Genomic DNA, 15,420 nt, shown 5'->3' with positions numbered 1-15,420 from the left:
TCAGTATTGATGTCACGATGATCTTTTATGAGCCATTGCGCTTTCAGGCTCATAGGCATCATCATATCATATCGCATGCTGGAGTTGTGCGGAAAGTTATTGATCACCCCTGTAACCGTAAAAGACTCTTTCCCATCAGCGATGATCACCTTACCAATCGGGTCTTCCTGACCAAAATATTTCTCCGCTATTTTCCGGGTGATCACTACAGCATGATCGTCTGAAAAAGGTTTCGCATTATTGCCTGCTATCAGCGGGAAATCGAATACCGAAAAGAAAGACGGATCAACAAAAACAGCGACATCATCGCTGAAGGTTTTGTTCTTGTATTGATACTGTGAATAGTAACCATTGTAAGTGATGCGTACCACATCTGTCACCTCCGGCAACTGCTGCTTGGCCAGTATGCCCATTGGCGATATAATGTCCGTCCATACCTGCCTGCTGGTTCCGGTACCGCCCCAGCACTGCAGTTTGTAAATACTGTCTGCCTTCCGGTGAAAGCTGTCGAAACTCATTTCATCACGCACCCAGAGCAGAATCAATAAACCAACTGTCAGACCTGTTGTGAGGCCGGCGATATTGATGAAGGCGTAAAATTTATGCTTCAGGAGATTTCTCCACGCTGTTTTAAAATAGTTGCGGAACATAGACTTGGGTTGAGCTTGACGAACACTGGCCAAAGATGATGCCTACCGGGCCCGAAGCTGAAAACCAACTAATTAGCGTCTACAGAAAAAAAATACTGTATCATTTCGGCACACCACAATGTCCGTATACGGACATTAAAGGGACTACTAAACAGTCTTACTTAACTTAAAATATCCTTTGCTCCTTTGATGCTTTGCGAGAAATATTAATTCTGTTTCCTTACATACTTCGTCAGTATCACAATCACTTGCCCTTCTATCTTTCCTTCGATCTGCTCTATATTATCTTCAACAAGACGGATGTTCTTCACTACCGTACCCATCTTGGCATTGATAGTAGAGCCTTTTACATCCAGAGATTTAATGAGTGTCACTGCGTCGCCGGTTTGCAGGATATTACCATTGCAATCCCGGTGGAGTTCTACAGTAGCATCATTCTCGTGATCCCCGGTAGCCTTCGCCCACTCCAGCATGTCGTCATTCAGGTACAACATATCCAGGTGTTCTACGGCCCAGCTTTCCCCTCTCAGACGGTTCAGCATCCTCCAGGCTACTACCTGTATACCTGGCACCTCGCTCCACATAGCTGTAGGTAAACAGCTCCAGTGTTGGCTGTCCAGTTCTTCCTTCTTGTCGATCTGAGCGCGGCATTTATCACAGATCAGGATGGAGTTCTCGGCTGTACTCTGTGATGGTGGCGGCACTTCATAGATCTTTAAAGCTTCCGTTGCTTCGCACAATTCGCATTTGCCTTTACTTCTTTGCAATAACTGTTCTTCCAGTTTCATTATTACGCTGATTAAAAAATGTCCGCAAAGATACATTTTTCCGCCCGACAAACGCCCTGACAGACTAGTCTTCTGGTGAAAGGGCTATTTCGCCCATATCAGGAAAATATCGTGCTGTCAAATTTTTCTAGTCTTTAAAACTTTTAGGCTGATTCATTTAATTGTTTACTTTTAAAACATGGTTAACCTGTCTGAGCAACTCAGACCCTTATTTAATACATGTATTATCCCTTACTGTCAATGTGTAATTATTTGTTCACCTAATCCTCATTAAACCAGCACTCATGAAACAGACCTGTTTATTAGTTGTAGCATTGGGCCTGCTTTTTGCGTCATGCAGGAAGTCCGTCAAAGATGAAGTAAACATTACCGGCACGCCAACCGATGTTATCGGCAACAGTAGTAAAACGGAGTTTGCGCAGACACTTGCCCGTGCACTCACCAACAAGGAAGTCCGCGACCTGCTCCGGCAGGAAGCACTCAAAATGTTTGATAAAGATTATGATGTGTTGTATGCCCTCTCCAAAGATGTAACCGCTCCTTCCGGTAAAACATTACACGAGCTGGTTTCAGCGTATGCAACAGACAAAGCACGCTTCGATCAAATTACCGGACAGTTACCTACGCTCACTATTTATGTACCACAGCTGGATCAATTTGATGCAGACAAATGGAATACATCTGCACAGGTGCCTATTGTAGCGGTGCGGAACCCGGAAGATAAAAAGTCCGGCAAACCACTGCTGGCATATGACGACAAAGGTAATACAACCCATCTGAAATATGCAGTGAAACCGGATGTACCGGTGATAGTGGTAAAGGAAAATGAAAGAATCACCACACAATCTCCTGGTTCATTCACCAATGCCAGAAGTACAAACAGGACATCTGCTTTTCTGCAGAAAGGCGGTCAGGCATTTTCGTTTATTGATGATAGTTATGACGGGGTTACAAATGCTACCGGCAGAACTAATCATGTACAAGGTGATCCCCATGATCCAAGAGATAACAGGCCCCTCTCGATGGATATCGATTCCCTTGCATTAAGGGCCTATGAGAAAAAGATAACACCGCAACGCGATTATATTTATTATGATATAGATCCCACCAGGGGCAAAGACACCGGTGAACTGAGAAACGACTACGGAGAATTCATTACCGCTATAACCGTGAATGAATATAGTTCCAAAGACAGGATTGTAGATGATTTTACCGATGGTATGCTGGAATTCCAGGTGACTGTTTTCTTTTTATCAAGAGAAGGTGCAGGTGGAACGTTGATGAAATCTTTCCCCTGTGATCCCGCTAAATTGTTCCCTAAACCAAGAGTGGTGATGGGGGAAACGAGATACTGGACGGAGACTTATGTGCTGAGCACCCCAATTCCCATCACTCCATGGGACATGCGCAAATACGGTGATACCTGGAAGGTTCTGGTGATGGAGTATGATCCCGGTACCGAGACTACTTACACCAGTAATGTAACCTCCACCTTCGGCTGGAATTTCGGGCTTGACCTTGGCTTTGAAATTGAGAAGGTGAAAGTTGGATTGAAGTTCGGTATCAACAAGACCACCGCAAAATCAGAGACCTTTAACATCAAAGTGACCGGTACTTCTGATAATCTCGGAGAGGGGCTGCTGAATTTTGCTGATCCTGTTGTGATCAACAGAAGAATGACTCCCGGCCTCCAATACTCCTACGTTGCAGACACCTATGAAGTGAACACCGGTACAGTGAAGGTTTCTATCGAACCAAGGAAAAGATTCTAGTATGTTATAAAAAAGAGGAACGCCCGCTTAAAACAGGCGTTCCTCTCCAATACTAAAACTACTGATTGCCTTTCTATTTAGCTGTTACCAGTTTTACGTTCTTTGCTTCAGCGCCATCTCTGATTTCTTCGCTTGCAGTTTTAATAATGGTATCGTTTGATGAAAGTTCGCCAAAAACTTCTGTCTTATTATCCGCTTTGCGGCCTGTTTTCACAGGTACCCAAACAGTTTTATTATCAATCACTTTGATGACGTAAACGCCGAGTGTGGAATTGAGTACCGCTTTCGAAGGCACCACAAATGTGCGGGTGCTGTCGCCTTTCAACGGGAAGGATACCTCTGCCACCATGCCCGGCAACAGTTTTTTGTCGGTATTGATCACATCCATTTCAATGCTCTGGGCGCGGAGACGCTCATCCAGCGCGCCAGCCAGCCTGGCCACCTTCGCCTTGAAGCGCTGGCTGGGCAACGATTTCACTACAAAGTCTACTTCACTGTTGCTGTTGAGGTAACCGGTATAGGCCTCAGGCACGCTCACGACTAAACGGAGTTTCTTCTGTTCCTGCAGGGTGAATATAGGCATATCAGAACCTTTACCGGCAGGGCCTACATAGGCGCCGGCGCTCACATTCCTTCTGCTGATCACACCACTGAAAGGAGCGCGGATCTCCAGGTAGTTACGGGTATCCTTTACTTCACGGAAGGAGGCCCTGGCGGCATCCAGCTGTGCAAGGTCTGATTTCTGTTTGGCAAAGGCCAGATCCAGATCATTCTGGGATACGGTACCCGGCGTTTTGCTGGTTTCCAGTAAGCGGTCGTAGGTAGCCTTGCTGGAAAGATATACCGCTTCCTGTGATTTGAGCCTGGATTCGGCGCCGGACAACTGGGAGTTCACTTCTGGTGCTTCCATGGTCACGAGCAGCTGACCAGCAGCCACTTCGCTTCCCACGTCAGCATATAATTTTTTAACGAAACTGCTCACTTTGGCGTACAGGTCCACACGCTGGAAAGCCACCAGTTCGCCGGGGATCTGTATGCTTGAAGACAACTGTCCCTGTTGCAGGGAAACGGCTTCCAATACCGGGGCAGCAACAGGCTCTTTCTTTGCGCTCTCCTCTTTTGCAGAGGTGGAGCCGCAACTCTGAAGGATCACTGCTGAAGTTGCAAATGATAAAATGGTAAACGCAAATTTCGATACTGGTTTCATAAAATGATATTTATTTCCTGTTATTCTCTCACTATATTTTTGATGCTGAACACTTTTCATAGATTACGCTTTTAGAGGGATGTAATGAATACTTTCTTCATCTTCAGGATCGAGCGAAACGCTTTGCGTAGTTGCTTTTCCACGTCCCCATGCAAATGCCAGCGGTAAGATGAACAATGCTGCAACAGTGGAAGCCAGCAGTCCGCCGATCACCGCACGGCCCAGCGGCGCTGATTGATCGCCGGCTTCACCAAGGCCGCTCGCCATCGGTATCATACCTACCACCATCGCCAGGGCAGTCATCACGATAGGACGCAAACGCAGCGCTGCTGATTCTTTTGCAGACAATAACGCATCTCCGTTGTGCATCCTGAGTTGTTCCGCATTGGTAATGAGCAGTACCGCATTGGAGATAGACACCCCTACTGACATGATCATACCCATATATGACTGAAGATTAAGCGTAGAACCGGTCAGCATCAGCAAAGATAAAGATCCCAGCAGTACCGCAGGCACTGTTGCAAGTACAATGGCTGATACCTTGAACGACTGGAAGTTAGCCGCCAGCATCAGGAAGATCACTACCACAGCCACCAGCAGACCGCCCTGCAAACTATCGAGCGTATCCTTGAGCGTGCTGCTCAGACCGATCAGATCCACATTGAGGCCACGGGGCAGTTCCCCCAAGGAGGCAATCGCCTTCTTCACATCTGCTGAGGCAGCGCCAAGGTCTTTGTTATTCAGGTTAGCCGTTACTGTCAGGATGGGCAGTGCACCAAGATTGTCGTTCTCACCATAGGTGGTATCCGGTACAATAGTGGCCACGTCACTGAGAATAGGCCGGGAAGCGTTCTTCAGCAACGGAATCTCTCCGATGTCACTCTGGCTCGTCATTTTATTCTCGGGGACTTGCACCTGTACGTTGTAACTAAGCCCCGCTTTCTCATCTACCCAGATATTTTTCTCTGTCAGACGAGAAGAAGAAGTGGTGGCGATCAGTGAACGGGAAACATCTCCTACATCCACGCCCAGCTGGGCGGCGCGTATCCTGTCGATCTTGATGTTCAGCGCAGGATATTTGATGGACTGTCCTAACTGCACATCCCTCAGATAAGGGATCTGTTTCAGTTTATCCACCATCTTCATCGCATATTCTTCATTCAGTTTCTTATTTCTTCCGGAGAACCTTACTTCTATCGGCGTAGGTGAGCCCTGGCTCAGGATCTTGTCTGTCAGCTCAATCGGCTCAAACGATAACTGCATATTGCTGTCCAGTTGTTTTACGCGCTCCCTGATCTTATCCTTCAATTCATCAAGGTTCACTTTATACTCTTCTTTCAGGGCCACCTGCAATACTGATTCATGCGGACCCGCCATCCAGAGGAATATCGGCGCTGTAGAGAACAGCTGTGGGTGAAGCCCGACGAAAGCGGAGGTAATGGATACATTCTCCTTGCCTACCAGGTCATTCACTGCATTGATCACCTGTATGGTTTTCTTTTCTGTCTGTTCAATACGCGTGCCATCCGGCTGACGCATACGTACCTGGAACTGGCTGCCGTTCACTTTGGGCAGTACGTCGCGGCCGATGTTGTTGAGCAGGAGCACCGCGGCGGCTGTAACCAGTATCAGGTAAGCGGCCACAATAGGTTTGCGGTAAGGCAGCATCCTGTTGATAAAACGCAGGTAACGCTGACGCAATCTTTCAAAGCGGCTGATCTTACCATCACGGTTGCTGTCGTCTCTTTCCACCAGTGCTTTCTTCTGTTCCCAGGTATCCTTCTCTCCTCCTGCCGGCAGACCTGCTGCAGCATATTCTTCGCTGTCGCTGAGATTCTTTCCGTCGCTGCCTTTGTGGTGTTTCCCTTTCATGATCCAGTTGGCCATTACCGGTACAAATGTCTGTGCAAGGAAATAGGACACGATCATGCTGAAACCTATAGCCAGGGCCAGCGGCAGGAACAATGAACCAGGGATGCCGCCCATCGTGAACGCAGGCGCAAACACTGCGAGGATACAGAAAAGAATCAGCAGTTTCGGGAACGCAATTTCCTTACAGGCATCCCAGATGGCCAGAGCCTTAGGTTTGCCAAGATCGAGATGCTGGTGTATGTTTTCTATCGTTACCGTACTTTCATCCACCAGGATACCGATGGCAAGTGCCAGACCGCTGAGCGTCATGATGTTGATGGTTTGTCCGAACAGGCTCAGGAACAACACACCTGAAATAATAGAGGTGGGAATGGTAAGGATTACGATCAATGCGCCGCGCGCATCACCGAGAAACAGCAACACCATAAGCCCGGTGAGCACCGCACCAATAGCCCCTTCGCTCAGCAGGCTCTTCACAGAGTTGATCACATAAGTGGATTGATCGAACTCATAACTCAGTTTCACATCTTCCGGCAGCTGCGCCTGTATTTTAGGCATCGCTTTCTTCAGGTTCTCTACCACCTCCCAGGTGGAGGCGTCTGCTGCTTTTGCAATGTCAATGTAAACAGAGCGGCGGCCGTTGATCAGCGCATAACTGGTGCTAACGTCAGCGCCATCCTCTACTGAGGCCACATCGCGGAGGTAGAGGTTCTGCACACCATTTTTATATAAGGGGATGTCTTCAAAATCTTTAAGATCCTTGATGGTAGTATTAGCCGGAGTGATATAATTCTTATCGCCGATGCGCACATTACCCGAAGGAGCAGTCTGGTTGTTGATACGCAACGCTTCCACCAGCTGATCCGGCGTCATGTTATGAGAACGCAGCAACTCCGGGTCCGCTTTGATCACCACTGTACGTATGTTACCACCAAACGGTGTAGAGCCCACCAGACCGGGGATAGAAGTAAACGATGAACGCACGTACACGTTCGCCATATCCAGCAGTTCGTTATTACTGCGTTTGTCGCTGCTCAGTACCAATTGTCCGACAGGCAGCGTAGATGCGTCGAAACGGATAATGAACGGCGGGTTGGAACCAGGTGGAAAGATCGCCTGTATACGGTTGGAAAAGGCGCTCACTTCCGCGGCCGCCTGGGCCATGTTGGTACCCGGATAAAAGTTGATCTTGATAAGCGTAAGGCCCTGTATATTCTTGGTTTCAACACTCTTCACTCCATTCACAAACAACAGGATGTTGATATACTGTTTACCAAAGAAAGACTCCATCTGTGTAGCAGTATAACCACCAAATGGATGGGAAAGATATATAACCGGCATATCCAGCTTCGGGAAGATGTCAATCTTGATAGTAGTGACAGCTTTAATACCAAAGAAGAACAAGCCGGCAACAAGTACCAGAATTGTGATGGGTTTACGTAATGCGAATCGGATAAGGTTCATAATCTCTATTTATCGATTGTTAATCTTGAATAACCGGAAGATCATTCCTGCTATTCCTGTTCCACGCTGTTAAAGTTGTTTCTCAAACAAAGTAAAATCGCCGGAGGCAGAGGCTTTCAGCAATAATGCCTGCCATACATTGCTGTAGGCAATATCTCTGTCAGTTTCTGCACGGGTAAGTGCATACAGCGCCTGTGTTACATCCACAAGATTAGTAAGACCGTTCCTGTACAACACCGACTTCTGAAGATAAGCGTCTGAAGCGGCTTTCACCTGTACCGGCACCTCATGATAATTATCAAGTGCATTGACGATCTTGGTATCAGACAGTTCGAGTTGTGCTTTCAGCTGCTGTCCTGCCAATTCGTATTCGCTCTGTAACCCTTTGCTGGTCAGCTGTTGCGACTTCACCTGCTGGGATATGCGCAGCGGTTGCGTGATATTCCAGGTGATGCCCACTCCTATCAGGTAATTGGTGCGCGTAGGTTTTACGCCGCCCCAGTAATCATGTGTGAAAGCGTCCAGGTGACCAGCACCATAGGTTGGCTCAAAGCCGGAACCCCTGGTCTGTATCACGCCTACCAGTGAAAAGGTGGGATAATTAAAGGTTCTGAAGTATTTCGCCTGTTCATTGCTGACAGCGATGCGGCTCTTATACCATTGCAGCAATGGATGGTTATCAATACCAGTGGTATCACTCAGCACAGCCGGCACATGTGATATAAATAAGGTATCCAGTATAAAGTGCTGCGGCGGCACACCAAGCAGCTGGGCCAGCACATTGCCTTGCGTCTGTTCCTGATCTACAGCCCTTGTGAGTGCAATCCTGGCGCTGGATACTTCCGCATTGGCCTGCGCAGAATCTACGCCGGCATTCAGTCCGTTCTTCACGCGGGTAACCACCACATTGCGGAAAGTATCCGCGCGATTGAGGTTCTTCTGGTAGGATATGGTAAGCTTCTGTGCGGCCAGGAGGTTAAGATAAGCGGCTGCTACTTTTACCTTGTGCTGAAAGATCTCTTGTTGCCAGTCGTTATTGTCCCTTGCAGCAACCGCTTGTGCAGTTTTAATCTTTTCCTTTGTGCGGCCAAAGGCGAAAAAATCCCAGTTGACATTCGCCAGGTATAATCCGCCGAAGGCGGCATTCCAGTTCTGGCTGGGCAACGGCTGACCTGAAGAGGCCACACCAAAGCCACCGAAGCCATATGCCGGCCCATTCTGGCCGTTAATGGTTCCGTAATCCTGTTGTGCCGATATATTGAGATTAGGAAGATATTCACGTTTTGTTTGTGTCACAGTAGCTTGTGAAGCTGCTGCATAGCTCGATTTGGCCTTGATGGTACCGTAGTTATTCACTGCCTTCTGTATGGCCTCCTTCAAGGTAAGTACCTGTGCACCGGCAGGGAATGTGTTGGCGCCAATAAATACCAGCAGGAATAATAGCGATAGCGTTTTCTTTTCGATCATGTAGGAACATTTTTGCGGCATGGTTTACGTCGATTGGTAATTCCAATGCAAAATGAATCCAACATTTTGAAGTAATCTTGAAGAAAGGAACGGGAGAGGAAAAAATGTGATGAACGGCAATCAGCCACAGCACAATATTACAGCATGATTTTACCCTACGACAGCGCAGGTTCAAAATTCTGATGTGAAGTTGTTCCCGCTACATATTCCTTCGTTGCAGACGGATAGAACTCAACCTCGAGCACATGCAGCTGATTGCTGTAGTTGTAGGAAACTTTGAAGCCGCTCACTTCGCAGATCTGTTTGACGATAGACAGCCCCAGGCCAACGCTTTCACTGCACTGGTTGCTTTTCTTGAAACGTTGAAACAGTTCATCTGTGGGGATCTCCGGTGGCAACCCGGTATTGCTCACAATCAGCTGCCGCTGCGTGAGGGTGATATTGATCGTGCCGTTCTGAACATTGTGGCGGATAGCGTTGCCAAGCAGGTTGTTCATCAGCATATCAGCCAGTGTGGGGTGTATCTTGAGCTGGATATTCTTATCAATATTGTTTTTCACAGAGAGGTTCTTCATCTCTATCCTGTCTTCATAAGCAGCCAGCACATCTTTGGCAACGCGGCAGAAGCGGATGCTTTCAGACACTTCATATTCTTTGTTCTCCAGCTTGGCCAACAGGGTGAGCGACCTGTTTATCTTCGCCAGTTTTTCAATGGCGTTCTGCATATCGCTGATCAATGCGGCCTGGTCTTCATGAATATCTGTTTCCGTAAGCAGTTCCAGTTTGCTGCGGATGATAGCCAGGGGTGTTTGCAGCTCGTGAGAGGCGTTCTCGCTGAATTCCTTAATGGCAGCATATTCTTCCACGGCTTTATCGGTCATCTTCTGCAAAAAAGAGTTCAGCTCCCGCAGCTCGCGGGTACCTGTATGCGGGAAAGTCAGTTTACGCTTCACGTTGAAGTTCTCGATCTTCTTCATCGTAATTCTAAGCGAACGCAGGATGCGGTGGGATACCAACCTGGCAGATATAACCAGGCAGAAGATCATCAGCACAAGTTTCCATACGATAGTATTCAGGATGGAGCTGAGTATCTGCTCTGCTTTAGGAGTATAGCTATAGGAAGATATTTTATAGTTTTTGTTGTTGATAGTATAGTAAGAAGTAACAGCGAGGCGGTTTTCATGATACTTCTGGAAATTGTTGTCGGCGGCCTCTTTTTCCACCTGTACACGTTGTGCGGGCAACTGCGTCGGGATCGCCACGATCTCCGTTGCCAGTCCCTTCATTTCTTTTTCTGCATTCACGCCGCTTTTCAGCTGTGTCGCCACCCTTTCGTTCATGTCGGTCAGGCGCGCTGTTTCAGCGTCATTGATCTTCTTCTCGATATTATTATAGCAGATAAAGGTCGTAATCGGTGTTACCAGCAGGAATACGCCCATGAACCACAATGTAAACTTATCAACCAGCCTCATACATTAGAAGAATTAAATTTATATCCCAACCCATACACTGTTTCAATATAATCCGCTCCATTGGCAGCACTGATCTTTTTGCGCAGGTTCTTGATGTGTTGGTATACAAAATCAAAATTAGCCAAATTATCTGTATAATCCCCCCAGAGATGCGTAGCGATGGACTGGCGGGACAATACTCTGTTCTTATTAACAACCAGGTACAATAACAGATCAAACTCCTTACGGGTGGTATCCAGCAGGGCATTATTGACAGTAGCCTCCAGGGTGTCTGTATTCAGTGTGATCTCATTAAAGGTGATGATATTGCTGCCCTCCAGCTTTTTGCGGCGGTAGATGGCGCGCAGCCTGGCATGCAGCTCCGGCAGGTGAAAAGGCTTGGTGATATAATCGTCTGCGCCCCCTTCCAGACCATTTATCTTATCATCCAGGGCGTCTTTGGCGGAGATGATCAGGATACCACTCTGGATATTCTTCCCCTTGATGAATTTCAGCAGTTCGAGGCCATTACCGTCAGGCAGCATAATATCCAGCAGGACGCAGTCATAGGAGTAAAGCAATAGTTTCTCCTGCGCTTCATCAAAGCTCGGCGCCACCTCACAAACATACCCTTCACGCGCCAGGAAATCGTGGATGCTGCTGGCCAGTTCTTTATTGTCTTCTACAGCTAAAATCTTCATACAATTAATGCTAATGTCTTCATACAGCGGCTAAAATATTCCTCAATTTTGAATCAAATTTGAAGAATAGCGCTCCTTCGCTGTTTTTAGGTCACTAGCAATCTGTAAGTTAGTGAATTCCAGCGAGGTGCGATTTTGCTATAGCTGTTTCCCTTTCCTTAAAGGGCCAGAATGCGGCAGTATTAAGTGTGATCATCATGGCAGCAAACAGCCCCAGCCCCATAAACAGTCCAATCCCCAGGTGCAGCATAATAATGGCGGGGTAGCCGAAACGGCGTAGCCGCGGATGAAACATAAAAAGCGGGTAGCTGATTTCCAGCAACATGGTTCCCCAGCAAATGAGGCGGGCGAGCCAGGTGTAATGCGCCAGCCAGCTCATATCAAATTGTCCGAACTGCATTTGCATCAGCGCGCGCCAGATCGCTTCGCCGGTCCACCACTGGGTACCGGCAGCCTTCTCCAGTCCGGTGGCCATGTACACAATGCACAAATGCAGTTGCAGCACTCTCACTGACAACGTATACCATTCGCTGAACAAGGGTCTGCCATGCCTGCGGGCATCCAGCGAGAAGTGATGCCCCACCGGCATCACCACGCAATAAAACAACGCGATGTGCGTGAAGGTTTCCACGCCATAGGAGCTCATGAAGCCCGAACTGGTGAGCATAAAATGTATCAGCCACGACAACAGGGCTGCTCCCCTTGTAAATAATCCGAAGATCAGTGCTATCAGCGCCACCGTATATATTCCGGCCACGATCATTACTGCCTGGTCGGGAGAGATATTCCATCGGGCAAGCCATCCGGCTATCCATCCTAACCTTAACGCATAATCGCTGATAATGCCTTCGCTGAGCAACCACTGTACCAGGCCATGCCGGCCATACAGCATCAGCAGGCTGCTGTTCAGCAGAACGATCTGCAACAATGCCAGCAACGCAGCACCGATGCGGAGAAAAGCCAGTGGCCTGCCTGATGAAGGCGTAAAGAAAAAATGATGCAGTCCCGCTGAGATGCGGGTGTTAATGCTGTTCATGAGTCAGTATTTCTGCGGTATGCTCTTGAAAATGATGAGTACCAGCGCGGACGCTGGCCGTTACGGTAATCCTGCATCGGGGGTATTGCCCTGTATACCACCACCACGCGGATCAACACAGCCTGTGGGATCTGGCTGAACATATAAGACGCGCAGCTCTGCGCCATCAGCTCCCTGGCTTCGTCAACACTGAAAAAGCCGTAGATATTGATCAGGCGCGTATTGCGTTCGTGATTGGCGTTGTTCTCCAGTCGTACAGCCATTTGCTTTCCGTTCCTATCCACAACGGTATAGATCACTGCTATCTCATCCCCTATTTCCGGTGCAAAAAAGCTGAAGATATTGGAAGCGCCGGTATAAGCGCCGTAGCCCTGCCATGCTTGCGCAAGCAGGGTACGGCGCGGAAATATCACCTGCAGGTGTGCAGCGCTGAGCGCCGCCACCAGCAGGTGCAGCAGAGCGATCGCCAGCCAGCACCATTGTTTTCGTTTCATGATGTTGAAATAAATTTATTCTCCGAATGCTTCTCCTCCGCCCGGCAGTTGCGTAACATTGAATTTAAACTGACCCGGATAATTTTTCTCCAGGTTATAACGCAATACAGACACGTCAAGAGGGTAAAAACAACCAATGCTGTTGGGGTAAATTCTCCCGATAATGTTCTCGTAAGTATCACCGGAAGCACTGCGGCTGGCGATATCAAAGGAGCCATAGTCGCGGCGTTGAAAACCAGAATACTTGGTTGCATCCGGCAGTATCAGGCGGAAATTTTTCAGTGCAGTCTGCCCGATGACATTCTTATCAATTACATCAGGCTGAGTGAGGGAAGCTGCTTTGAAGTAGCCGGCAGTGCCAATGACGAACTGCCCCTGGGTTACTTCCACGGCAGTCATATCGTACCAGTTTTTGTTGACATTCTTCAAAAGATCTACTACCCTTTGTGCAATGTCCGCTCTGAGGAGCATGTCGGGACATGTAGTAGGTCCCGTTGGGAAAGGTATTTTTCTTGGAGGCCAGAGTGTGTAGCCGATACTTTCCAGTCCGCGGATACCAAATTTACTAATAGGCACCAGCGTATTTTCAGAAAGCGTGCCATATACCTTCCTGGTGATATAAGGGTTTACAGGAAGCGTGTTGTCGAACTTAAGCAAATAAGTAGACGGCGGCAGGTCTTTCAGGATAGCGTCCAGTGCGTCAGAAGATGCAGCGGCGGCTGCGGTGTTTTTGTCGAGAGGGCGTGTGGTGAGATCGGCTTTCTCCGTGAGGTTTTTCTGACAAGAACAGAATACAAATGCGCCCACACAGACGCCCAGTAAGAATTTGGGGTTCATAAAAAACAGATTTTTTCGAGGTTAGACAAATTTAGTGCTGACGATAAACAAGATGCCGGAACATGGGGATCACAAAACTCACGACAAATTTAGCAGCGTGTACTGCTATGCCACAGCAGACGATGATTTTTTTAGTTGTGATTATTCCGGAGAACGATGATACCGAAAAGATGAATACTAAACAGGTTATCTATCTATTTAATCGTACTGCTGCATTATCTTCGTTCATCAGAATAATCATACAAATCAAAAAAATCATAGTCCTGTGATGCTGTTGCAGCCCTTACTCCTACTTTCACTATACAGGAGAGGTAACCTGGCAATAACCATTACAGAAAATTCTTTAGTTCCGGATCCGAGCCTGAGTAAACCCTTAAACAACAAAACATTCTCTTCTGTACCTGCCAGTATTACAAAATAAAAGACATGAACTCCTCAATAACCGAACTATCCAGAAGGAGCATAATAACCGGCGCTCCCGTTTATGACCCTGGCATTCAACCGCTTGTTAACACCAATGGCGTATGGCAGGTAAACCGTCATAAAGAAGCAGCCACAGTACTGGCAGATCACCGGTCATTTTCCGGCGAATATCCTTTCTTGCAGGAAGGAGATATTTTCACAGATCAGCTGATCATCAATGATCCGTTGCAACATACCTTACTGCGTTCTCTTACAGGGAAAGCATTTTCAACACAGCTGATATACCACCTGGAAACGATGGTGCGCAGGGAATGTCATGCAGTGCTGGCGCCATTAATGCGACATGGTGAGATGGAATTCGTGAGTGAGTTTGCACAAGTATTACCTTTCCAGGTTATTTCGCGCCTGCTGGGTATCCCGGCCCGTAACAATGTACAGCTAAGCGCATGGGTACAGGCGGTGACTTGTGGCTATAGCAGCGGTATTGCGCAGTCGGCCCAGATTATACAGCAACTTCATCTCTTTTTTATAGAACTGATACAGGAGAGGTGGGAACATCCACAGGAAGATTTCATTACCCGGCTGTTGTTTGCAGAAGCAGAAGGCGAACGGTTCAGCACACAGGATGTGATTGCCATTTGCTTCTTCCTCTTCTTTGAAAGTTACGGTAATATCAAAAACTCTTTTATCAACGTATTACAGATCATTACAGCGATACCCGGCCTGCAGGCACACCTGGCTGCCCAGCCATCAGACATCAGCCAGGCTATTGCAGAGGCACTCCGGTTATCGCCGGCATCTCCTGACATACTTCGTATAGCCGTTAAAGATATTTTAATTTCAGGAACACCCATTCAGAAAGGTCAGCCGCTGCATATCGATGCGGCGGCCGTTAATAGAGACAGTGCCGTTTTCACAGAGCCGCACACCTTCAATATGACGCGGACCAACCACTGTCAGGTCCTCGCCTCCGGCGCTTACCTGCACCAAAGCATAGAAGCCCCGCTCACCACTATTGTGTTGAATGCTGCCTTTGAAACGCTGCTGATACATGCCGCCATTTTTAGTATACAGTATAATCATCCGGAAAAAATATTCATCAGCTTTCAACACCGGTCAGTGTAAGACAACCTGCGTATAACCATTCCCGCTTATTTAATGTACATTATAAACTGCGTATTTTCGCAGCAGATCACATGATATGCCTATATCCGGAAGAAACTTCGTTGCTCATGTACTGAAAGCCGCAGAAATCGCT

General features: G+C 47.7%; 12 protein-coding genes. 2 read left to right on the top strand and 10 right to left on the bottom strand.

What is annotated here, in order from left to right:
* On the bottom strand, window positions 1-650 hold a 650-nt coding region (locus tag VM802_RS07355), incomplete at its 3' end, for an ABC transporter permease (RefSeq protein ID WP_325529176.1).
* Between the two features lie 206 nt (window positions 651-856).
* The gene (locus VM802_RS07350) at window positions 857-1,438 is read right to left on the bottom strand and encodes a PhnA domain-containing protein (RefSeq protein ID WP_325529175.1); all 582 of its coding nucleotides are present in this window, start codon (window positions 1,436-1,438) and stop codon (window positions 857-859) included.
* A gap of 284 nt (window positions 1,439-1,722) precedes the next feature.
* Here VM802_RS07350 and VM802_RS07345 point away from each other — a divergent pair, with 284 nt between their 5' ends.
* A complete protein-coding gene (locus VM802_RS07345; protein ID WP_325529174.1) occupies window positions 1,723-3,210 on the top strand; it encodes a hypothetical protein in 1,488 nt (495 codons plus the stop codon).
* Between the two features lie 73 nt (window positions 3,211-3,283).
* Here the strand turns inward: VM802_RS07345 and VM802_RS07340 are convergent, their stop codons facing one another.
* From VM802_RS07340 to VM802_RS07305, 8 genes are all read right to left on the bottom strand, one after another.
* Window positions 3,284-4,417, bottom strand: coding sequence for an efflux RND transporter periplasmic adaptor subunit (locus VM802_RS07340; RefSeq protein WP_325529173.1), 1,134 nt, complete (start codon window positions 4,415-4,417; stop codon window positions 3,284-3,286).
* 63 nt (window positions 4,418-4,480) lie between these two features.
* Window positions 4,481-7,753 (bottom strand): efflux RND transporter permease subunit, encoded by a 3,273-nt coding sequence (locus tag VM802_RS07335; protein ID WP_325529172.1) that lies wholly within the window; start codon window positions 7,751-7,753, stop codon window positions 4,481-4,483.
* 69 nt (window positions 7,754-7,822) lie between these two features.
* On the bottom strand, window positions 7,823-9,220 hold the full coding sequence (locus VM802_RS07330) for a TolC family protein (protein WP_325529171.1): 1,398 nt from the start codon (window positions 9,218-9,220) through the stop codon (window positions 7,823-7,825).
* A 155-nt stretch (window positions 9,221-9,375) separates the two neighbouring features.
* On the bottom strand, window positions 9,376-10,692 hold the full coding sequence (locus VM802_RS07325; RefSeq protein ID WP_325529170.1) for a sensor histidine kinase: 1,317 nt from the start codon (window positions 10,690-10,692) through the stop codon (window positions 9,376-9,378).
* A complete protein-coding gene (locus VM802_RS07320) occupies window positions 10,689-11,372 on the bottom strand; it encodes a response regulator transcription factor (RefSeq protein ID WP_325529169.1) in 684 nt (227 codons plus the stop codon). The genes VM802_RS07325 and VM802_RS07320 overlap by 4 nt, the downstream gene beginning before the upstream one ends.
* A 109-nt stretch (window positions 11,373-11,481) precedes the next feature.
* Window positions 11,482-12,408, bottom strand: coding sequence for an HTTM domain-containing protein (locus tag VM802_RS07315; protein WP_325529168.1), 927 nt, complete (start codon window positions 12,406-12,408; stop codon window positions 11,482-11,484).
* Window positions 12,405-12,902, bottom strand: coding sequence for a hypothetical protein (locus VM802_RS07310; protein WP_325529167.1), 498 nt, complete (start codon window positions 12,900-12,902; stop codon window positions 12,405-12,407). The genes VM802_RS07315 and VM802_RS07310 overlap by 4 nt, the downstream gene beginning before the upstream one ends.
* A 15-nt stretch (window positions 12,903-12,917) precedes the next feature.
* Entirely contained in the window at window positions 12,918-13,739 is an 822-nt protein-coding gene (locus VM802_RS07305) for a hypothetical protein (RefSeq protein WP_325529166.1), read from the bottom strand.
* 426 nt (window positions 13,740-14,165) lie between these two features.
* Here VM802_RS07305 and VM802_RS07300 point away from each other — a divergent pair, with 426 nt between their 5' ends.
* Window positions 14,166-15,287 carry a cytochrome P450 gene (locus VM802_RS07300; RefSeq protein WP_325529165.1) on the top strand — a complete coding sequence of 374 codons (1,122 nt, stop codon included), beginning with the start codon at window positions 14,166-14,168 and terminating at the stop codon, window positions 15,285-15,287.
* Window positions 15,288-15,420: the final 133 nt, after the last annotated feature.

The organism is Chitinophaga sp., from assembly GCF_035538455.1.
Taxonomy (GTDB): Bacteria; Bacteroidota; Bacteroidia; order Chitinophagales; family Chitinophagaceae; genus Chitinophaga.
Note: the sequence above shows the minus strand (reverse complement) of the source record. Positions and strands in the feature narration are given on the sequence as shown.